The 19,733-nt window shown below is 70.2% G+C and carries 18 protein-coding genes; 13 read left to right on the top strand and 5 right to left on the bottom strand.

The annotated features are described in order from the left end of the window. Positions 1 to 209: 209 nt before the first annotated feature. Positions 210 to 620, bottom strand: a complete 411-nt coding sequence (locus MWN52_RS00740; RefSeq protein WP_235872472.1) for a MarR family winged helix-turn-helix transcriptional regulator — start codon at positions 618 to 620, stop codon at positions 210 to 212. Positions 621 to 847: 227 nt separating this feature from the next. Between MWN52_RS00740 and glgX the strand changes: the two genes are divergently transcribed. The 3 genes from glgX (at position 848) to MWN52_RS00755 (ending at position 4,410) form a co-directional block, all read left to right on the top strand. After that, complete coding sequence (glgX, locus tag MWN52_RS00745) at positions 848 to 2,974, top strand: glycogen debranching protein GlgX (RefSeq protein ID WP_286576081.1); 2,127 nt, start codon at positions 848 to 850, stop codon at positions 2,972 to 2,974. Between the two features lie 274 nt (positions 2,975 to 3,248). Then, the gene (locus MWN52_RS00750; protein ID WP_286576082.1) at positions 3,249 to 4,109 is read left to right on the top strand and encodes an SDR family oxidoreductase; all 861 of its coding nucleotides are present in this window, start codon (positions 3,249 to 3,251) and stop codon (positions 4,107 to 4,109) included. Positions 4,110 to 4,284: 175 nt separating this feature from the next. Beyond that, positions 4,285 to 4,410 (top strand): hypothetical protein, encoded by a 126-nt coding sequence (locus tag MWN52_RS00755; RefSeq protein ID WP_286576084.1) that lies wholly within the window; start codon positions 4,285 to 4,287, stop codon positions 4,408 to 4,410. Between the two features lie 211 nt (positions 4,411 to 4,621). On the opposite strand, the gene MWN52_RS00760 is transcribed toward MWN52_RS00755, so the two are convergent. After that, positions 4,622 to 5,728, bottom strand: a complete 1,107-nt coding sequence (locus tag MWN52_RS00760; protein ID WP_286576085.1) for a catalase family protein — start codon at positions 5,726 to 5,728, stop codon at positions 4,622 to 4,624. Between the two features lie 450 nt (positions 5,729 to 6,178). Here MWN52_RS00760 and MWN52_RS00765 point away from each other — a divergent pair, with 450 nt between their 5' ends. The 3 genes from MWN52_RS00765 to MWN52_RS00775 are packed head-to-tail and all read left to right on the top strand — an operon-like array spanning position 6,179 to position 9,900. Next, positions 6,179 to 7,546, top strand: coding sequence for an alpha/beta fold hydrolase (locus tag MWN52_RS00765; protein WP_425608140.1), 1,368 nt, complete (start codon positions 6,179 to 6,181; stop codon positions 7,544 to 7,546). Next, positions 7,543 to 9,066, top strand: a complete 1,524-nt coding sequence (locus MWN52_RS00770; protein WP_286576087.1) for a GMC family oxidoreductase — start codon at positions 7,543 to 7,545, stop codon at positions 9,064 to 9,066. The genes MWN52_RS00765 and MWN52_RS00770 overlap by 4 nt, the downstream gene beginning before the upstream one ends. Positions 9,067 to 9,096: 30 nt before the next feature. After that, a complete protein-coding gene (locus MWN52_RS00775) occupies positions 9,097 to 9,900 on the top strand; it encodes an SDR family NAD(P)-dependent oxidoreductase (RefSeq protein ID WP_130534295.1) in 804 nt (267 codons plus the stop codon). 391 nt (positions 9,901 to 10,291) lie between these two features. On the opposite strand, the gene MWN52_RS00780 is transcribed toward MWN52_RS00775, so the two are convergent. Further along, complete coding sequence (locus tag MWN52_RS00780; RefSeq protein ID WP_286576090.1) at positions 10,292 to 12,124, bottom strand: glycoside hydrolase family 15 protein; 1,833 nt, start codon at positions 12,122 to 12,124, stop codon at positions 10,292 to 10,294. 220 nt (positions 12,125 to 12,344) lie between these two features. Between MWN52_RS00780 and folE the strand changes: the two genes are divergently transcribed. The 6 genes from folE (at position 12,345) to MWN52_RS00810 (ending at position 16,930) form a co-directional block, all read left to right on the top strand. Next, on the top strand, positions 12,345 to 12,947 hold the full coding sequence (gene folE / locus MWN52_RS00785; RefSeq protein WP_130514534.1) for a GTP cyclohydrolase I FolE: 603 nt from the start codon (positions 12,345 to 12,347) through the stop codon (positions 12,945 to 12,947). A 75-nt stretch (positions 12,948 to 13,022) separates the two neighbouring features. After that, positions 13,023 to 13,562 (top strand): cytochrome b, encoded by a 540-nt coding sequence (locus MWN52_RS00790; protein ID WP_286576095.1) that lies wholly within the window; start codon positions 13,023 to 13,025, stop codon positions 13,560 to 13,562. A 238-nt stretch (positions 13,563 to 13,800) separates the two neighbouring features. After that, complete coding sequence (locus MWN52_RS00795; protein WP_130524022.1) at positions 13,801 to 14,385, top strand: manganese efflux pump MntP; 585 nt, start codon at positions 13,801 to 13,803, stop codon at positions 14,383 to 14,385. Beyond that, positions 14,378 to 14,776 (top strand): YchJ family protein, encoded by a 399-nt coding sequence (locus MWN52_RS00800; RefSeq protein ID WP_286576098.1) that lies wholly within the window; start codon positions 14,378 to 14,380, stop codon positions 14,774 to 14,776. Before MWN52_RS00795 ends, MWN52_RS00800 begins: the two co-directional genes overlap by 8 nt. A gap of 167 nt (positions 14,777 to 14,943) precedes the next feature. Continuing rightward, the gene (locus MWN52_RS00805) at positions 14,944 to 16,005 is read left to right on the top strand and encodes an NAD(P)-dependent alcohol dehydrogenase (protein WP_130514542.1); all 1,062 of its coding nucleotides are present in this window, start codon (positions 14,944 to 14,946) and stop codon (positions 16,003 to 16,005) included. 67 nt (positions 16,006 to 16,072) lie between these two features. Next, entirely contained in the window at positions 16,073 to 16,930 is an 858-nt protein-coding gene (locus tag MWN52_RS00810; protein ID WP_286576101.1) for a D-hexose-6-phosphate mutarotase, read from the top strand. 50 nt (positions 16,931 to 16,980) lie between these two features. Here the strand turns inward: MWN52_RS00810 and MWN52_RS00815 are convergent, their stop codons facing one another. Next, the gene (locus MWN52_RS00815; protein ID WP_286576103.1) at positions 16,981 to 17,403 is read right to left on the bottom strand and encodes a hypothetical protein; all 423 of its coding nucleotides are present in this window, start codon (positions 17,401 to 17,403) and stop codon (positions 16,981 to 16,983) included. A gap of 88 nt (positions 17,404 to 17,491) precedes the next feature. Beyond that, positions 17,492 to 18,085, bottom strand: a complete 594-nt coding sequence (locus tag MWN52_RS00820) for a hypothetical protein (protein WP_286576104.1) — start codon at positions 18,083 to 18,085, stop codon at positions 17,492 to 17,494. A gap of 291 nt (positions 18,086 to 18,376) precedes the next feature. Here MWN52_RS00820 and MWN52_RS00825 point away from each other — a divergent pair, with 291 nt between their 5' ends. Beyond that, positions 18,377 to 19,675, top strand: a complete 1,299-nt coding sequence (locus MWN52_RS00825; RefSeq protein ID WP_286576106.1) for an ATP-binding protein — start codon at positions 18,377 to 18,379, stop codon at positions 19,673 to 19,675. The last annotated feature ends 58 nt before the right edge of the window (positions 19,676 to 19,733 follow it).

Here is a 19,733-nt window from a genome sequence, read left to right on the forward strand (position 1 = left end):
GCGCCGCCGGGTGCTCCGACGATTCGCAAAAGTCCGTCATTCCCGCGAACGCGGGAATCCAGCGCCTTTGGCCTTCTACGCGGAAGTCCATGGGTTCCCGCTTTCGCGGGAATGACGGTAGAGCGGTCTGCGTGTGCTGAAGCGGCGTTGCGCCGCGCAGCGCGATCGGTCTTTGCCGGAACGACGGCGTGGGCCGCCGGCCCTGGCGCTCAGCCGCCGCGCGCCGCGGTCTCGACGATGCGGTAGAGCTTGAGGACCGCCTCCATCTCGGCGTCGCTCATGTCGCCGAAGGTCTTCTTGCGCAGGGCGTTCAACTGGGTCTCCAGCTGCTGGCGGATGGCTTCGCCGGCCTCGGTCAGCCAGAGCTTGTTGGCGCGGCGGTCGCTGACGTCGTTCTCGCGCCGGACCAGGCCGGCGGCGGCCAGCTTGTCCAGGATGCGCACCAGCGAGGGCCCCTCGACGCCGATCAGCTGGGCCAGCTCGATCTGGCGCACGCCGCCGCCGGCACGGCCGATCATCAGCAGGGGTGTGGTCATCGCGTTGGACAGGCCGTGGCCGGCCAGCGCCGCGTCCACCACCTTCTGCCATTGACGGCCGGCCTGCATCAGGCCGGAGGACATGCGGAAACGAAGCGGATCGGAGGCGGCCATCGGGGCGGTGGGGACGCGCGGGGAGTGATGAACATACTATCGATTGCGCGACGCTTGTCACGCCGAATTCACGCTCTTTTTGTTTGGGCGGCGCGGACGGCGATCTAAGCCGAGCGCCGGGCGACAGGCGCGGTGCGCTGACGCGACCTCGACAAGCGCGCCCACATGCTCCGTCCTCCCCACTGCGGCCCCCCACGATGCCCAACGCTCCAACCCCGAAGTACGCCAGCCCCTCGCGCGTGCGCGAAGGCCGCCCGTTTCCCCGCGGCGCCACCTATGACGGCAAGGGCACCAACTTCGCCTTGTTCAGTGCCAACGCCACCGCCGTGGAGCTGTGCCTGTTCGACGAGGCCGGCAACGAGACCCGCATCGAGCTGCCCGAGTACACCAACGAGATCTGGCACGGCTATCTGCCCGACGTCGGCCCCGGGCAGCGCTACGGCTACCGGGTGCACGGCCCCTACGCGCCGGCCGAGGGCCACCGCTTCAATCCCAACAAGCTGCTGCTGGACCCGTACGCGGTGGAGATCGAGGGCGACCTGATCTGGGCCGACGAGCTCTACGGCTACACCGTCGGGCACCCCGATGGCGATCTGAGCTTCGACGAACGCGACAGCGCGCCCTTCATGCCCAAGGCCGTGGTGGTGCACGACGACTACGACTGGGAGGACGACGAGCGGCTGCTCACGCCGTGGAGCCAGACCCTGGTCTACGAGACCCACGTGCGCGGCTACACGAAGCGCCATCCGCAGGTGCCGCAGGACCTGCAGGGCACGTTCGCCGGCCTGGCCCAGGCGCCGGTGCTGGACTACATCAAGTCGCTGGGCGTCAGCGCGGTCGAACTGCTGCCGGTGCACGCCTACCTGGACGACCAGCACCTGCTGGATCGCGACCTGCGCAACTACTGGGGCTACAACACACTGGGCTTCTTCGCGCTGAAGTCGCGCTACCTGGCCAGCGGCCACCGCGACGAGTTCCGCGACATGGTCAAGGCCATGCACCGCAAGGGTCTGGAGGTGATCCTGGATGTGGTCTACAACCACACCGCCGAAGGCAACGAGATGGGGCCGACGCTGTCGTTCAAGGGCATCGACAACGCCAGCTACTACCGCCTGGCCGACGACCCGCGCTACTACATCAACGACACCGGCACCGGCAACACGCTCAACCTGAGCAACTTCCGCGTGGTGCAGTTCGTCAACGACTCGCTGCGCTACTGGGCGCGCGAGATGCATGTGGACGGTTTCCGCTTCGACCTGGCGACCATCCTGGGGCGCGAACCCAGCGGCTTCGACCAGCGCGGCGGCTTCCTCGACGCCTGCGGCCAGGACCCGCTGCTGAGCCAGGTCAAGCTGATCGCCGAACCCTGGGACTGCGGGCCGGGCGGCTACCAGGTGGGTCACTTCCCGCCGGGCTGGGCCGAATGGAACGACAAGTTCCGCGACAACGCGCGCGCGTTCTGGCGCGGCGACGAGGGCAAGCTCGCCGAATTCGCCACGCGCTTCACCGGCTCGGCCGATCTGTTCGACCGACGCGGGCGGCGGCCGTGGTCGTCGGTGAACTTCATCACCGCCCATGACGGCTTCACCCTGCGCGACCTGGTCAGCTACAACGAGAAGCACAACGAGGCCAACGGCGAGAACAACCAGGACGGCTCCAACAACGACGGCTCGTGCAACTACGGCGCGGAAGGGCCGACCGACGACGCGCAGATCAACGCGCTGCGCGAGCGGCAGATGCGCAACCTGCTGGCCACGCTGCTGCTGGCCAAGGGCACGCCGATGCTGCTGGCCGGCGACGAGCGCGCGCAGACCCAGGGCGGCAACAACAACACCTATTGCCAGGACAACGAGATCACCTGGATCAACTGGGACGCCGACCCGACCGAGGGTCGCCTGGCCGACTTCGTGCGCCAGCTCACCGCGCTGCGTCGTCGCTACCCCATCCTGACCCGTGGCCGCTTCCTCAATGGCCAGTACAACGAGCAGGCCGGGGTGCGCGACCTGACCTGGCTCAACCCGGGCGGCAGCGAGATGGAGGACGCGCACTGGAGCGATGGCGGCGCGCGGTCGGTGGGCCTGCTGCTGGAAGGCAAGGCGCAGGTGTCCGGTGTGCGCGAGTACGGTCAGGACGCGACGCTGCTGATCCTGATCAACGCGTATCACGAGGGCGTCAATTTCAGGCTTCCCGATTCGGAGACGCATCTGAAGTGGGAGCTGGTGCTGTCCACCGACGATGCGCTCGGCACTGATGTGGTGCCCGAGGGGGCGCAGGATTTCCTCGCTCCGCCGCGCAGCATCAGCGTGTTCGAGTGCAAGAGCTGAGGGCCGGGCGCGGACGCTGAGCGATCGGCGCCGCGCGCTTCTTCTGAAGATGCAAGGTGAAGCGTCGCTCGTGAGGGCGGCGCTTCTTGCGTTGTGCGCGCGAGATGGCCCTGGTGTGTTCACACCGACGCTGCCGCGCAGTGCTTTGTCATGCCCGCATGACGAATCGCCGCGGATAAGTTCACGGTCGCTTTTTACGCGAGCCGTGAGGATGGGTCACTCCCGCACGCGCATTGCCGTGCCCCATCGACACATCGACCGCAGGAGTCTCGCCATGCCCGACTATCCCCGCCCGCCGTTCCCGCCGCAGCAGCAGAGCTTCCCGGGCAAGACAAGCAAGATGGACCCCAAGCCCGATATCGGTGAGGACAGCTATCAGGGTCATGGCTTGCTCAAGGGCAAGCGCACCCTGGTGACCGGTGGCGACAGCGGCATCGGTGCGGCCGTGGCGCTGGCCTTCGCGCGCGAAGGCGCCGACGTAGCCATCGCCTACCTGCCCAGCGAGCAGGATGACGCCGATCAGGTCGCCTCGCTGATGGAACAGGCTGGCGTCAAGGTGCTCAAGGTCGCCTGCGACATCAGCCAGCCGAGCGAAGTCGAGCGTCTGGTCGGCGAGGTGAAGTCCGCCTTCGGCGTCCTCGACGTGCTGGTCAACAACGCGGCCTACCAGAAGTACTTCCAGTCCATCGACGAGGTGACGCTGGAGGAATGGCGCAAGACCTTCGACACCAACGTGCACGGCACCTTCTACCTGACCAAGTGCGCGCTCGAGCTGCTTGGCGAGGGTGCCTCGATCATCAATACGGCCTCGGTCAATTCCAAGGACCCCACGCCCAACATCCTGCCGTACTCGACCACCAAGGGTGCGGTGGCCAACCTCACCCTGGGCCTGGCGCAGTGGCTGGCCGAGCGCAAGATCCGCGTCAATGCGGTGCTGCCTGGGCCGATCTGGACGCCGTTCATCCCGGCCGGCATGGCCGAGGACAAGGTGAAGAACTTCGGTTCGCAGACGCCGTTCGGCCGTCCTGGTCAGCCGGCGGAACTGGCTTCGACCTACGTCATGCTGGCCAGCGACAGCTCCAGCTATACCTCGGGTGCGTTGATCACCATCGCCGGAGCGCAGGCGGTGCTGTAAGGCGCAGCGCCTTTCCTGTAGAGCGGAGCTTGCTCCGCTGCTCTTCGCCCGGTTCGTGTGAAGCCTCCAGCCGAGCACGCCCAGCTGCTTCTGGTTCGTGGGGAAGGCCCCAGCGGAGCAAGCTCCGCTCTACAGGTGGGAGCCGCCGTTGTGGCCTTCTCAGCTAATCGCGGCAATGAAGCGCTATCGGCACTGCATGAGCGGGGTCGGTTTATTCGCTTTCGTCATGCTGGCCAGCGACAGCTCCAGCTATACCTCGGGTGCGTTGATCACCATCGCCGGAGCGCAGGCGGTGCTGTAAGGCGCAGCGCCTCACCTGTAGAGCGGAGCTTGCTCCGCTGCTCTTCGCTCAGTTCGTGGGAAGCCTCCAGCTGAGCAGGCTCACCTGCTTCTGGTTCGTAGGGAAGGCCCCAGCGGAGCAAGCTCCGCTCTACAGGTGGGCGGCGCCGTTGTGACCTTTTCGGCCAATGGCGGCAATGAAGCGCTATCGGCAACGCCTAAGCGGGGTCGGTTTATTCGCTTTCGTTCTGCGCGCCGGCCGACAGCGAACGATCGTGCAGCGGGCAGCCGGACTTGCGGGCGCGGAAGTCCTGTGAGGCCTGGTAGGCGCGCTTGCGGATGCGCATGATGTCGCCCAGCGGGCGGTGGTCCTGCACGCCATGCCAGGGACTGAAGCCCATCCGATCGTCGACCAGGCGGGCCCTGTCCTGGCTCCAGCCGACCTGTGGCGATGCGGTCAGGCGCGCCACCGTGCGGAACGGGCTCTCCTCTTCGTCCCAGACCACGGTGGCATCGTCGATGGGCATGCGCTCCAGATCGGTGGACAGCTGCGCGCGCAGTTCCCACACGCCGCCCTGCGAGGCGAAGTGCGCGCTGACCGCATCGCGCAGCGCATTGGCCTGCTTGAGGTCGATCCGTTCGTCCTGGTGCGCCAGCAGCGCCGGATCCACCGGGACCAGCTGCAGCTTGGCCACGTGCGCGCCGTAGCGCAGCGGCAGCTGGGTGAAGAAGGTCTCGCCCAGGATGTGGTGCGGCGGCTCGCCGCCCATCGCCTTGAGCTTGGCGCTCTGGCCGCCGACCGCTTCGAGCGCGCGTTCGGTGCCACGCAGCAAGGCGGAGAGCACCTGCTTGGTGCGCTCGGCGCGGTCGGTGGTCGGCGCCAGCAGCTTGAGGCTGCGCAGGAAGGCCTTGGCGTTGGGCGCGTTGAACTGCGGGCCGTTGACCATGAGCAGGTCCTGGCAGCGCGCCGCTTCGCTGCCTTCCAGACGCTCGCCCGGGACATCGAGGAACTTCAGCGCCAGCCCGCGCGGTGTGGATACGCGATCGGGCAGCAGGTCGCCCGGCGTGGTGGAGAAGCGCATCACCGCCTCGTAGCGACCGGGCTGCGCGAACAAGCCCTGGGCCAGTTCCGGCGGTAGGTCGGGCAGCACCTCCAGCGTGGCGGCGAGCAGGCCGTGACTCTTGGCGTGCACGCTGCGCAGCGCATGGTGGCTGTCCTCCCAGGTCTGCTGCGAGATGCGCAGCAGGACCTCGCTCATCTCCTCGGCCAGCGCGGCCTCATCCGGATGGGGGAGGGCCATCTGCGGTGAGTAGGCGGCATAGCGGCGGGCGTCTGACATGGCGGGGCGGTCCTGTGGCCGGCGGAGGCGAGCGAGATCGCGCGAGCCTTGCCCGGGTGCGGTAAATGCGATGCGAAGCAAGTGGCGGGCAGGCCTCACCCGGCGTTACGCGAGCGCAGGGCTTGGCGCGGGCAGAGACCCGGCGGATCTCCAACCGACTGCTTGTCGAACCAAGCACCGTGGGACGCTGCCGTAGACCTGGCCTTCGCCTAGCTCTGAACTGTCGTCGCGATCCAAATCCTCGTCGCTCCCGCGCACGCGGGAGCCCATGGACGTTGCGCCACCGGACCGAACGTCCACGGATCCCCGCGTTCGCGGGGACGACGGACCGAGCCTGACGGGCTTCGCGTAAAGCCGCGCGATGTACACGCCGTGCGAAGCCAACCTGCACACGCCCCACACCAGGCGGACGCAATGCTCGCGCTCCACCTCGATCGCTCCGGCCAGGCCATGCCCCAGCTCCAGCTGTTCTTCCTCCACGCGCTCGGCGCCAGTGCGGGCGAATGGGAGCGGGTGATCGCGCGGCTGGGCGACCGGGCCGACTGCATCGCGCTGGATATCCCCGGCTTCGGCGGCACATCCGCGGGCGAATGCACCGATGTGCCGGCGCTGGTGGACTGGTTCTGCGCCACGGTGGCCGCGCGTGCGCCCTCGCGCTGGTGCGTGGTCGGGCACAGCATGGGCGGCAAGATCGCCACGCTCGCCGCCGCCCGCGCGCGGGAGGGCGCGCCGGGGCTGGCCGGCCTGTGCGGGGTGGTGCTGGTCGCCGCCTCGCCGCCATCGCCCGAGCCGATGGAGGAGCAGCGCCGCCAACAGATGCTGGACTGGTTCGCCGATGGCGCGCCCACGCCCGCGCAAGCCGCGCAGTTCGTCGACGACAACAGCGCGCGCCGGTTGGACGAGGCACCGCGCGAGCAGGCCATCGCCGATGTGCGGCGCAGCGATCCGCGCGCCTGGCGCGCCTGGCTGGAGCAGGGCAGCAAGGAAGATGCCTCCGCCCAGGCGGGCCGGATCGCATTGCCGGCGCTGCTCCTGGCTGGCGCCGAGGACGGCGACCTGGACGCCGATGCGCAGCGGCGCCTGAACCTGCCGCACTACCCGGAGGCGGGCGAGGTCGTCGCCATCGCCGATGCCGCGCATCTGATCCCCTACGAACAGCCCGATGCGCTGGCCGCGCACATCGACGCGTTGCTGCAGTGGGCGGAAGCCGGCGCCTTGCCGCCCGCGTTCATCGACCTGCTCAACCTGCCGCGCGTGCAGCCGCGCATGCGCGCCACGCTGCTGGCGCGCCATCGCGGCCCGCCGCGCGATGCGCCGCGCGTGCTGTCCGATGCGCAGCGCGCGGTGCTGGCCGACGTGGTGGCCAGCGTGCTGGCGCTGGACGATGCGCCGCAGGCGGCCGACCTGGCGCATCGCCTGGACGTGGGCCTGGCCACCCAGGCCGGCGATGGCTGGCGCTTCGCCGATCTGCCGGCCGATGCGCAGGCCTGGCCGCTCGGGCTGGATGCGCTCGACGCGATGACCGGCGGTTGGTGCGCGCGCGATTCGCTCGCGCAGGAGGCGTGGCTGACCCGCATCGCGCGCGGTGATGCGCAGCCCGGCCCGCAGAGCGCGCTGGATGGCGCGCAGCTGGCGCGCTGGTTCGAGGACGTACGCGCCGAGATCGCGCGCACCTGGGCCAGCCTGCCGGCGACGATGGCGGCGATGGGCTACGACGGCTTCGCCACCGGCAGCGCGCCAGGCGAGGGCGAAGGCTATGTCCTGGCCGGCGCCGACCAGCGCGAGCCCTGGCAGCGGCTGCCGGACCCGCGCGAATGACGGTGGCGCGGACGGACCGCGTCGAAGCGGTGGTCGTGGGCAGCGGCGCCGGCGGTGCGCCGCTGGCCGCGCGTCTTGCGCAGGCGGGTGTTTCGGTGCTGGTGCTGGAAGCGGGTGCGGCGTTCGCGCCGACCGATCATCTACCCGACGAGCTGACCACCGACCTGTACTGGATGGAGGAACGGCTGAGCGGCGGCGCCACGCCGACCGCTTTCGGCGCCAACAACTCCGGCCAGGGCGTGGGCGGCTCGACCCTGCACTGGGGCGCGTTTTGCCCGCGTCCGGATGCGGCCGAGCTGCGCCTGCGCCGCAGCAGCGGCCAGGGCTGGGACTGGCCGATCGCGCACGCCGAGCTGATCGACTACATCGCCCGGGTCGAGGCCTTTATCGGGGTGTCCGGCCCCTCGCCCTATCCCTGGGACCCGGCGCGCGCCTATGCGTACGCGCCGCCGCTGCGCAATGCGCCGGCGCAGGCCATGGCGCGCGGCTGCGCGGCGCTGGGCATCACCGCCACCGACAGCCCCGCCGCGCTGGTCACCGCCGCGCACGCGCAGCCGCACTGGGGCACGCGGCGCGCCTGCACCAACTGCGGCGCCTGCCATCAGGGTTGCATCTACGCCTCCAAGGCCGCCACCGACACCAGCTGGCTGCCGCTGGCGCGTGCGCACGGTGCGCAGGTGCGCGCCGACTGCCGCGTGGTCGATGTGCATCGCGACGCGCGCGGCCGCATCGCCGGTGTGGTCTATCGCCATGACGGGCGCGAAGTGAGCGTGGGCTGCGACGCGCTGTTCCTGTGCGCCGGCGGCGTGGAGACCCCGCGCCTGCTGCTCAATCTGGGGCTGGCCAATTCCAGCGGCCAGGTCGGGCGCAACTTCATGGCGCATGTGGCCACGCAGGTGTGGGGCAGGTTCGACGCGGACATGCGCATGAACCGCGGCTACCCCTCGTCCCTGATCAGCGAGGACATGCGCGTGCCGGCCGATGCCGACTTCGCCGGCGGCTATCTGATCCAGAGCCTCGGCGTGCAGCCGCTGACCCTGGCCAACACGCTGGCGCGCGGCGCCGGGCTGTGGGGCCGTGCGCTGACCTCGCGACTGCGCGACTACAACCAGCTGGCCGGCATCGGCATCAACGGCGACTGCCTGCCGGCGCAGGGCAATCGCCTGACGCTGTCCGACGAGGTGGACGCCTTCGGCCTGCGCAAGGCGCGCATCGACTTCAGCTACGGCGCCAACGAACGCGCGCTCGATGCCCATGCCCGGCGCACGCTCACCGCCATCTGGGAGGCCGCCGGCGCGCGCGACATCCTCGCCGCCGACCGCTCGGCGCACACGCTGGGCACCTGCCGCATGGGCAGCGATCCCGAGCACGCCGTGGTCGATGCCGACGGCCGCAGCTTCGACATCGACAACCTCTACGTCTGCGACAACTCCACCTTCCCCAGCGCGCTGGCGGCCAACCCGGCCCTGACCCAGATGGCGCTGGGCCTGCGCACGGCCGAGCGCTTCCTGGCGGCCTGACTTCCCCCTATCCACCACGAGGAGCACAGCATGGATCTCGAAATCAACGGCCGCATCGCCCTGGTCAGCGGCGCCGACTCCGGCATGGGCAAGGAGACCGCGCGCCTGCTGCTGCAGGCCGGCGTGCGCGTGGCCATCACCGACCGCGCCGACGGCACCTTGCCGCAGGCGCTGGAAGAGCTCTCGCCGCTGGGCGAGGTCATCGCCGTGCCCGGCGACGTCACCCAGGCGCAGGACGTCGAGGACATCTGGCAGCAGGTGCGCGCGCGGCTGGGCGAGCCGGACATCTACGTCAACGCCGCCGGCGTGACCGGCGCCACCGGCGACTTCCTCGAGGTGGACGATGCCGGCTGGCTGCGGACCCTGGACATCAATCTGATGGGCGCGGTGCGCATGTGCCGCCAGGCGATCCCGGCGATGCGCAAGCGCGGCTGGGGCCGCATCGTGCTGTTCGCCTCCGAGGACGCCGTGCAGCCCTATGTGGACGAACTGCCGTACTGCGCCTCCAAGGCCGGCATCCTCAGCCTGGCCAAGGGCCTGTCCAAGGCCTACGGGTGCGACAACGTGCTGGTCAATACGGTCTCGCCGGCGTTCATCGCCACGCCCATGACCGACGCGATGATGAAAAAGCGCGCCAAGGAGAAGGGCGTGAGCTTCGAGGAGGCCATCGCCAGCTTCCTGGACGAGGAGCGCCCCGGCATGGTGCTCAAGCGCCGCGGCCGCGCCGAGGAAGTGGCCGCGGCGGTGGCCTTCCTGTGCTCCGAGCGCGCCAGCTTCATCAATGGCGCGGGCCTGCGCGTGGATTCGGGCTCGGTGTTCACCATCGCGGGTTGAGCGCGCGCGGAGGTACGCGGTCGACCTTTGTCCCCCTCCAACCTCAAGCCGTCATCCCCGCGAACGCGGGGATCCATGGACGTCCGGCCGGGTCGCGTAGTCGCGTAACGTCCATGGACTCGCGCTTCCACGGGAGCGACAAGCGTTTAGATGTCGGACAGAGAGGCTGCACCGCCCGCGTAGCACTTGAATTCGTCATCCCCGCGAACGCGGGGATCCAGGGACTTTCTGTCCGATCCCGCGAAGTCGCTGGACTCCCGCGTCCGCGGGAGTGACGGTGAGTTGGATGGCGAGGCGCGGTTAGATAGCCGCGGTGGGTTGGAGCGCCAAGCGGTGGATCGCGGGTTGCATCGCATCCGAAAACGAGGCACATGCGGCACATCCCACCCCCTCATCCCCCGCCTTCAATCTCCGCCAGCGTCGACAGCGCCATGACATGCGCCAGATGGCTCAGCCCCTGCGGCGTGTTGCCCAAAAGCGCACCGGTATCCGGGTCGATCATCTCGCTCATCACCCCATTGCACGGCGTCAGCGCCTGGCCTAGGCGTTCCAGCCGGCGCCGCGCCTGCTGCGGATCGCCCAGGCGCGCGTAGCTCTCCGCGATCCAGAACGAGCACGCCAGGAAGCAGCCTTCCTCCTGGTCCATGCCGCTGTAGCGATAGTGGAAATCGCCGGCGCCCAGTTCCCGGTCCAGCGCCGCCATCGTCAGCTTCAACCGCTCCGGCCCGTCGAAGCCGAAGCGCGCCGCCAGCGCGATGGCCGCGTCCAGCTTGTCGCTGCCTGGATACATCGCGAAGGCCTGCAGGTCCTCGGACCAGCAGTGCGTCTCGATCCAGTCCTTGATGCGATCGCGCTCGCGGCCCCAGCGGTCGCGGCAGGTGGTCGGCAGCTGGCCCTGGTCGGCCAGTTCGACCGCGCGCGCCAGCGCCTGCCAGCAGCTGACCTTGGACATGGTGTAGTCCTGCAGCTCCTGCAGCTCCCACATCCCTGAGTCGGGCAGGCGCCAGCGGTCGGCGCATTCGTCGGCGATGTGCGAGAGCAGCTCGGCGCTGGCCGGGTCCAGGATGTTGCCGCAGTCGACGAAGCAGTACGCGGTCTCGAAGATGTCGCCGTAGATGCCGTGCTGGTGCTGCGCGCCGGCCAGGTTGCCTCTCACCACCGGCTGGCTGCCGCGATAGCCCGGTGCGCGCAGTTCCGACACGTCCGGCACCAGGGCGCCGTCCAGGGTGAAGACCACGCGCGAGCCATGCCGGCGCAGCTGGCGCAGCAGCCAGGTGAAGGCGGCCTTGGACTCGGCCTCCAGCCCCGCCGCCAGGAAGGCCTGGATGGTGTAGCCCGCGTCGCGGATCCAGGCGTAGCGGTAGTCGTAGTTCTTGTGACCGCCGATGCGCTCGGGCAGCGAGGTCGTGGCGGCCGCGGCGATCGCGCCGGAGGGCGAGTACAGCAGCAGCTTCAGCGCCAGGGCGCTGCGCACGAAGGCCTCGCGCTGGTCGCCGTCGAAGGACACGTTGCGCGCCCAGTCGCGCCACTCGCGGTCGGTCAGGTCGATGCGGCCGTCGATCTCCTCGATGGTCGGGGCCACCAGCGGCTCCTCCTCGCCGACCACCAGCGCCACGGTGATGCGCTCGCCGGCACTGACCTCCACCGTGCCGCAGGCGCCGGCGTCGGACCAGGCGATGTCGATGCGGTCGTGGTGGATCATCAGTCCCAGCAGCCGCTCGACATGGAAGACGGTGTGCGGGCCGATGCGCGAGTGGTACGGGTTGGCGTTGCGCGCGCGCATGCCCAGCTTCATCTCCAGCCCGAAGCGCACCTGCCCGCGCACGCCGTCGATGCGCCGGGCCAGCTCGGACCACGGCAGGCGGCCGGCGTTGCCGCTGTTGAGCGACTCGGTCAGCGTCGCCTCGCCGGTGTCGGTGGTGAAGGTGGTCACCAGCACGTTGCTGTCCGGCAGGTAGCGGCGCCGGGCGGTGAACGCGCCCTCCGGCGCCAGGGTGAAGTGGCCGCCGTCGGGACCGTCGAGCAGCCGGTCGAACAGCGGCGGGCTGTCCATGTTCGGCGCGCACCACCAGTCCAGGCCGCCATCGAGCCCGCTCAGCGCCACCGAGCGGCCTTCGCCCAGCGCGCCGTAATGCGCGATCGGCAGCACCCCCTCCACGCGCTGCGGCGCGATGGCGCCGGTCTGGGCCCCGCGCGTCTGGGCCCCGCGCGCGTCAGCCGACATGGCGCGGGCCGGTGCGGGAGGTGCGCGGGCACCGGGCAGGGGAAGGCGTCATGCCGGCATCTTTTCGTTGGGCGGGTGGGCCCTGGACGTTAGGGGCGCCGCCGCCCAGGCCGGGTGAAGGTGGCCGGGCAACACGGCGTTGCGCCGCGCGCGCGGGCGCGGCCCTGGCCGGTCCGGTACGATGCCCGCCCCCTTGGTGGTGCAGCAGAAGGCTGTTCCGATGAGCGAATCCGACAACACCCGCGGCGGCGTCAGCCGCGACCAGGCCGAGGATGCCGTGCGCACCCTGCTGCGCTGGGCCGGCGAGGACCCGCAGCGCGAAGGCCTGCTGGACACGCCCAAGCGCGTGGCCAAGGCCTATGGCGACTGGTTCAGCGGCTACCAGCGCGACCCGCACGAGTACCTGGCGCGCACCTTCGAGGAAGTGGCCGGCTACGACGAGCTGATCGTGCTGCGCGACATCGAGTACGAAAGCCATTGCGAGCACCACATGGCGCCGATCATCGGCAAGGTCCATGTCGGCTACCTGCCCGACGGCAAGGTGGTGGGCATCAGCAAGCTGGCGCGCGTGGTCGATGCCTACGCCCGGCGCTTCCAGGTGCAGGAGAAGATGACCGCGCAGATCGCCCAGTGCATCCAGGACGTGCTGCAGCCGCGCGGCGTGGGCGTGGTGGTCGAAGGCGCGCACGAATGCATGACCACCCGCGGCGTGCACAAGCGCGGGGTCAGCATGGTCACCTCCAAGATGCTGGGCGCCTTCCGCGAGGACGCGCGCACCCGCGCCGAGTTCCTGCGCTTCATCGAGGTCGGCGGCAAGCGCTGACCGGATCGTCAGCGCCGCATCGGCGCGGCGCTGGCTAGGATCGCGCTGGAGCCCCCCACCGCCCAGGCAATCGCCATGACCCAGGTCGAGACCGCGCGCTACAGCCGGCGCGCCCGCATCTTCCACTGGACGACCTTCGCCCTGGTCGTCGTCGCCTACGTGACCATCAACCTGCGCAAGGCCTTCGAGCGCGGCAGCGACGCGCGCATGCTGGTGGTCGAGTCGCATTTCCTTATCGGCATCGCGGTGCTGCTGGTGGTGCTGCCGCGGCTGGCGGCACGGCTGGGCGAGCGCGCGCCGCCGATCGTGCCGCCGCTGCCGCGCTGGATGCAGCGCGCCGGCGATGCCACGCATGTGCTGCTCTATGCCTTCCTGATCGTGCAGCCGCTGCTGGGCATCGTCGCGCGCCTGGCCACGGGCCGGGGCATCGGCCTGCCGTTCACCGACTGGGCGATCCCGTCCTTCTTCGGCACCCACGAGCACCTGGCACATACCCTGGAATCGGTCCATGTCTGGCTGGGCGAGGCGTTCTACTGGGTGATCGGGCTGCACATCCTGGCGGCCCTGTTCCACCTGCTGGTGCGGCGGGACAACGCCCTGCAACGCATGACCTGATCGGATGTGTATACTGCGCGCCCCGAAAGGCGCTCAGTGCGGCTGACGGGGTCTCCTTGGGGAGTAGCCAGCGTCGCCCAACAGCGCACGCGTAGCCGTCAACACACTTGGCCTGTACCGGCCATGGCGGATGCAACCACACCGGTTGGCGAGACCAACGAGCAGTCCAGCACGGCTGATGGCCGGCGTGTTGGGCGGTTCGTATCGTCCGCATTCCCGGCCTGGTGTCCCAACCCCCATGAACCCGATTTCCATCCTCCTGCTCGGTCTGGCCATGTCCACCGATGCGTTCGCCGCCGCCCTGGGCAAGGGCGCGGCCATGGCCAAGCCCACGCTCGCCCAGGCGCTGCGCGTCGGCCTGATCTTCGGCGTGGTCGAAGCCATCACCCCGGTGATCGGCTGGCTGATCGGCTCGGCCGCCTCCAAGTACGTGGAGCGCTTCGACCACTGGATCGCCTTCGTCCTGCTCGGCGCGCTGGGCCTGCACATGATCTGGAAGGCGCTGCACGAAGACGATGAGGACGCCGCCGAGGCCGGCGAGAACCGCCACGGCAATATCGTCACCCTGGCCCTGACCGGCCTGGCCACCAGCATCGATGCGATGGCCGTGGGCGTGGGCCTGGCCTTCGTGCAGGTGCCGATCTACCTGGTGGCCGGCGTGATCGGCCTGTGCACCTTCACCATGGTCACCATCGGCGTGATGGCCGGGCGCGCGCTGGGCGCGGTGATCGGCCGCCGCGCCGAGCTGGTCGGCGGCGTGATCCTGATCCTGGTCGGCGCGGCGATCCTCTACGAACACCTCAGCGGCGCGGCCGGTGGCTAAGCCGGCACCGAAGGCGTGCCCCTGCGACAGCGGCGCGCCCTACGCGCGCTGCTGCGGCCCGCTGCACGGCGGCGCGCCGGCAGCGGATGCCGCGGCGCTGATGCGTTCGCGCTACAGCGCCTATGTGCTGGGCGAGGCCGACTACCTGCGCGCCAGCTGGCATCCGTCCACGCGTCCGGCGCAGCTGTCGCTGGCCGACGCGCCCGGCCAGCGCACCGTCTGGCTGGGGCTGAAGGTGGAATCGCACACCGTCACCGGCGCCGACACCGCCGAGGTGGTGTTCACCGCGCGGCTGCGCGTGGGCGGCGGCTCGGCCCAGCGCATGCACGAACGCAGCCGCTTCGTGCGCGAAGGCGGGCACTGGTTCTACGTGGACGGCGACGTCGGCTGAAGGCGGCGCGGCGCGCGCGCACGACGTGGCGGTCAAGACCAGCCGCGCGCGATGCAGCGTTGCAGTGCTGCGGTGGGTTTCTCGCGCAACGGGTCTAGCATCTGTCGCATGACGTTGCGCCTTTAGTGCGCGCGCTTTCTTCGACACTTCGCCAAGGAGACTCCCCCATGTCCCAAGCCCACGGCTATGCCGCGACTTCCGCCGATGCGCCGCTGGCGCCGTTCGTGTTCGAACGTCGCACCCCCGGTCCGCACGATGTGCAGATGGACATCCTGTACTGCGGCATCTGCCATTCGGATCTGCACACCGCCCGCAACGAGTGGCAGAACACGATCTTTCCCTCGGTGCCGGGCCACGAGATCGTCGGCCGTGTCACCGCCGTCGGCAGTGAGGTCAAGGGCTTCAAGGTCGGCGACCTGGCCGGCGTCGGCTGCATGGTGGACAGCTGCCGCACCTGCCCTTCCTGCGCGGCGGGTGAGGAACAGTACTGCGACAACGGCTTCACCGGCACCTACAACGGCCCGCTGTTCGGCGGCGGCGAGAACACCTACGGCGGTTACTCGGACCATGTCGTGGTCGACGAGCGCTACGTGCTGCGCGTGACCCACGGCACCGACAACCTGGCCGCGGTCGCGCCGCTGCTGTGCGCCGGCATCACCGTGTACTCGCCGATGGCGCACTGGCAGGTCGGTCCGGGCCAGTCGGTCGGCGTGGTCGGTCTGGGCGGCCTGGGCCACATGGCGGTCAAGATCGCCAAGGCGCTGGGGGCGCACGTGGTGCTGTTCACCACCTCGGAGAGCAAGCGCGAGGACGGCAAGCGCCTGGGCGCCGACGAGGTGGTGATCTCCAAGGATCCCGAGCAGATGGCCGCGCAGGCCGGCAAGCTGGATTTCATCCTCAACACCGTGGCCGCCTCGCACAACCTGGATCCGTTCCTCAATGCGCTCAAGCGCGATGGCGCGATGGTGCTGGTCGGCGCGCCGGAACATCCGCATCCGACGCCGACGGTGTTCAACCTGATCATGCGCCGCCGGACCATCGCCGGCTCGCTGATCGGCGGCATCGCCCAGACCCAGGAGATGCTGGATTTCTGCGCCAAGCACGGCATCGTGTCGGACATCGAGATGATCGAGCCCCGGCAGATCAACGAGGCCTACGAGCGCATGCTCAAGGGCGATGTGAAGTACCGCTTCGTGATGGATCTGGCCAAGCTGGACAAGGCCGCCTAAGGCCTCATACGACAGGCGGCGAAGCGACGGGCGGCTACACTGGCCGCCCGTCTTCATGTGCGATGTCATGACCCACACGCTGACCGAGACCACGCTGCACGGCCTGTCCGTGCTGCGGATCGACACGCCGCTGTGCACCGCGCAGCTCTCGCTCCACGGCGGCCAGCTGCTGTCGTTCGTGCCCGCCGGCGGAGCCGATGTGCTGTGGCTCTCGCCGCTGGCGCAGGGCGCGCCCAAGGCGATCCGCGGCGGCGTGCCGGTGTGCTGGCCCTACTTCGCCCGCGAGCATCAGCCGGCCGACGCGATCCAGCATGGCTTCGCGCGGATCAGCCCGTGGACGCTGGCCGAGGCGCGCGAGGACGGCGACGGCAACGTGCACCTGACGCTGGACCTGCCGGCGCACGCCTCCACACCGCTGCGCCTGAAGCAGACGCTGGTGCTGGGCGCAGGCCTGCAGCAGGCGCTGACCACGCACAACCCTTCCGCGGAGGCGGTCGCCTTCACCGATGCGCTGCACAGCTACTTCCACGCCGGCGACGCGCGCCAGGTCCGGCTGAGCGGACTGGACGGGCTGGACTACAACGACAAGTTCACCGGGCAGACCTTCCCCCAGTCCGGCGACTGGACCCTGTCCGACCCGCGCGATCCCGGCCGCAGCGACCGCATCTACCACGATGCCGGCGGGCACTACGTGCTGCACGATCCGGTGCTGTCCCGGCAGCTGCGCATCAGCACCACGGGCAGCCGCTCGGTGGTGGTGTGGAACCCCGGCCAGGCCGGGGCGCAGGCCATGGCCGACGTGCCCGATGACGCGTGGCCGGCCTTCGTCTGCGTCGAGGCGGCCAACGCCGGGCACGACGTCATCAAGCTGGCCCCGGGCGCAAGCCACACCCTCGGCCAGGCCGTGGAAGTGCTGACCGCTTAGGCGGCGTCCGCCTCACGCAGGCCGCCCGCCTGAAGATGCGCGGCCTGGCGTCAGGGCACGGCCGCCGTGGCGCAGGCCCGCTGCGCGCCGCAGGCAGGCGCGACCAGGCTCAGCCGTCGACCCGCGCCCATCGACACCGGCACGCCGGCCGCCGCGTCCGGCGATGGCAGCGCGCGCGGGATCCACTGGTGCGTGCCGGCCAGATCGGCTGCGCCGCTGGCTTCGCAGCCGACCTCGCCGAACCGCTGGCGCAGCAGGGCGACGCGTCCGCGTCCGGCCAGCGGCTCGGCCGCGCCCAGCCCGGCATCGGTCGTCAGTGCGCATACCAGACTGTCGCTGGGCGCACGGCTCGCCGCGGGTGACGGGCTGATCTGCGAAGGCGCGCGCGCGTCGGCCTCGGGCCGACAGCCGCACAGGCCGACGGCGATCAGCAGGCTGCCGAGACGGGCGCCCGCCGCTTTCCACTCCCTCATCCGAGCCTCCCGGCGGTCCACACTTCGGACCGCACAGCTGGAAGAACCTCGATCGCGTCGGGAACCGGCCATCGGCGGCCGGCGGCCCTTACAGCCTGGGATAGGCGAAGCGCCCCAGCTGCACCAGCTTGGCCAGCGCCGCCTGGCGCTCCATGCCCTCCAGGCCGTTGGTCAGGAACACCAGCGTCTGCCCGTCCCGGGCGATGGACAGCACCGCGATATCGGCCAGCACGCCACGCTCGAGATCGCGCCGCTCGACCACGGCGGTGGCGTAGTGGCCCAGGCCCGGCGGCGAGACCAGGCGCACGCCGGCGCGGGCGCCGGGATTGCTCGCGTCGATGAAGCCGGTCACCAGGTCGCGCACCTCATCCTGCGGCGTATGGCCCTTGGAAGGCCACTGCTGTACCAGCAGGCGGCCGAAGTCGCCGTTCCACTCGCAGGCCGTGATGCCGAAGGTCTGGTGGTGCTCGGGCGTGGCGGTGGAGGTGCCGCTGAAGACGGTCTCCAGTTCGTCCGCGGTGATCAGGTCGCACACCGTTTCGGCCTTGGCCGCGGCCGCCGGCGTCGTGGACGGCGGCGCAGCGACGGGCGCGGCGGCAGGCGGCGGACGCGAGCACGCCGCAAGGACCAGGACCAGCGCGAAGAACGACGAACGCAGGGCATGCAGCAGGGCAGGAGACACGCGGACCTCCGGCGTGGCGCCGGGCGGGGGAATCCCGGCTTGTCCCTGTGCTAACACCAAAAGCGGCCAATTCAGGACACCTGTCACGTTTTCGGCCCGTGACACAGTCCGAGGCGGGACGCAGGTGCCGTCACCGGTTCTGTACATCTGCCGCGTTTGCCTGCCGACGTTGCAGCGCTGCAACGGACACGCTGCGGCGCGCACCTACACTGAACCACCGTCTCTGCGGCGTTCGATCAGATGGAAGACAGCGTGCGCTCCCCGTCCGGGGCGAGGGAACCGCAGGGCACGATGCGCGCCAAGGAGCGCATCGACATCGTCGATGCCGACGGCCGGGTGCGCCTGACCAGCGTGGCGCACCCCGATTCCCAGCCCGGCGATCTCTGGCTGGCGCGCTGGGACCAGGCGCAGCGCGCTCAGCTGGGACAGGCGCTGGACGCAGCCTGGGCCGGGGGGCTGGAACGCCGCGTCGCACCGCAGGCCCAGACCGCGGACGGCGAAGCGGACGGTTGGGAAATCCACATCGCCCCACTGCACGATGTCCACGGCGCGATCGACGCGGTGGTCGCGGTCAGTCGCCAGATCGGCGGGCAGCGCCCTGACCCGGACGCGAGGCGCGTCCCCGACGTCCGCCCGTCGCTGAGCGCGCTGCTGCAGGCCGCGGCTGCCGCCACCGACGACGGCGCCGACGCCGCAGTGCTGCCCGACCCGCCCAGCGCCGAGGAACATCAGCGCCGCGGCGAACGCTTCGGGCTGCACAACCGGCTGCTGCGCGCCCGCGACGACGTGGCCCTGGGCGTGCGCCGCGAACAGGCGCTGCAGGACCAGCTCGACCTGGCCACCGTGGCCCGCGACAGCGCCGAGCAGATCAGCCGCCAGGCGCAGAAAAGCGCAGCCATGGGCCAGCTGGTGGCCGGCATCGCGCACGACTTCAACAACATGCTCCAGATCGTGCAGACCACGCTGGACATGATGGCGCTGCAGGCCGCCAGCGATCCGCGCCAGGCGCGCCTGCTGGCCCGGTCGCAGGAGGCCGTCGGTCACGCGGTGGACCTGGCCCGGCGTCTGCTGGCGTTCGGACGCGAGCATCCCTATCGCGCCGAAGCCCTGGACCTGGCGCAGGTGGTGAACGACATGCTGCCGCTGATCGCGCACGGCCTGGGCGCGCGCATGACGATGGCGCTGGCGCCGACCGAGGTGGCGCTGCCGATCCGCTCGGACCGGCATTCGATCGAGCAGGCGCTGATGAACCTGTGCGTCAACGCGCGCGACGCCTGCCAGGGGCACGGCCGCATCGACGTCGCGCTGGGCCTCGAAGACGTCGCCGCCGGGCAGGACGGCACGCTGCGTCGCGCCGGCGGCCGCTATGCCTACGTGGAGGTGCGCGACGACGGCTGCGGCATGGACGCGGCCACCCGCGCGCGCATCTTCGAACCCTTCTTCACCACCAAGCCCGAAGGCATCGGCACCGGGCTGGGCCTGGCCCAAGTGTCCGGGCTGATGCGCCAGTCCGAAGGCTTCGCCACAGTGTGGTCCGAGCCGGGCCAGGGCGCCTGCGTGCGGCTGTACTTCCCCGCGCTGCAGGCGTGAGCCTCGATGACCTGCGACCACACGTCCGGGTATGGCGCCGCTGACCGCGCTGGTAGGC

Origin of the sequence: Pseudoxanthomonas winnipegensis (genome assembly GCF_030322905.1) — a bacterium.
Classification (GTDB): Bacteria; Pseudomonadota; Gammaproteobacteria; order Xanthomonadales; family Xanthomonadaceae; genus Pseudoxanthomonas_A; species Pseudoxanthomonas_A winnipegensis.

Bases quoted from the DNA above. Each gene is read 5' to 3' on its own strand.
- MWN52_RS00770 (WP_286576087.1), top strand. From the start codon at position 7,543: ATGACGGTGGCGCGGACGGACCGCGTCGAAGCGGTGGTCGTGGGCAGC.
- glgX (WP_286576081.1), top strand. From the start codon at position 848: ATGCCCAACGCTCCAACCCCGAAGTACGCCAGCCCCTCGCGCGTGCGC.
- MWN52_RS00740 (WP_235872472.1), bottom strand. From the start codon at position 620: ATGTCCTCCGGCCTGATGCAGGCCGGCCGTCAATGGCAGAAGGTGGTG.
- MWN52_RS00815 (WP_286576103.1), bottom strand. From the start codon at position 17,403: ATGAGGGAGTGGAAAGCGGCGGGCGCCCGTCTCGGCAGCCTGCTGATC.
- MWN52_RS00810 (WP_286576101.1), top strand. From the start codon at position 16,073: ATGACCCACACGCTGACCGAGACCACGCTGCACGGCCTGTCCGTGCTG.
- MWN52_RS00790 (WP_286576095.1), top strand. From the start codon at position 13,023: ATGACCCAGGTCGAGACCGCGCGCTACAGCCGGCGCGCCCGCATCTTC.
- MWN52_RS00780 (WP_286576090.1), bottom strand. From the start codon at position 12,124: ATGTCGGCTGACGCGCGCGGGGCCCAGACGCGCGGGGCCCAGACCGGC.
- MWN52_RS00795 (WP_130524022.1), top strand. From the start codon at position 13,801: ATGAACCCGATTTCCATCCTCCTGCTCGGTCTGGCCATGTCCACCGAT.
- MWN52_RS00750 (WP_286576082.1), top strand. From the start codon at position 3,249: ATGCCCGACTATCCCCGCCCGCCGTTCCCGCCGCAGCAGCAGAGCTTC.
- MWN52_RS00805 (WP_130514542.1), top strand. From the start codon at position 14,944: ATGTCCCAAGCCCACGGCTATGCCGCGACTTCCGCCGATGCGCCGCTG.
- MWN52_RS00825 (WP_286576106.1), top strand. From the start codon at position 18,377: ATGCGCGCCAAGGAGCGCATCGACATCGTCGATGCCGACGGCCGGGTG.
- MWN52_RS00765 (WP_425608140.1), top strand. From the start codon at position 6,179: ATGCCCCAGCTCCAGCTGTTCTTCCTCCACGCGCTCGGCGCCAGTGCG.
- MWN52_RS00755 (WP_286576084.1), top strand. From the start codon at position 4,285: ATGAAGCGCTATCGGCACTGCATGAGCGGGGTCGGTTTATTCGCTTTC.
- MWN52_RS00775 (WP_130534295.1), top strand. From the start codon at position 9,097: ATGGATCTCGAAATCAACGGCCGCATCGCCCTGGTCAGCGGCGCCGAC.
- MWN52_RS00760 (WP_286576085.1), bottom strand. From the start codon at position 5,728: ATGTCAGACGCCCGCCGCTATGCCGCCTACTCACCGCAGATGGCCCTC.
- folE (WP_130514534.1), top strand. From the start codon at position 12,345: ATGAGCGAATCCGACAACACCCGCGGCGGCGTCAGCCGCGACCAGGCC.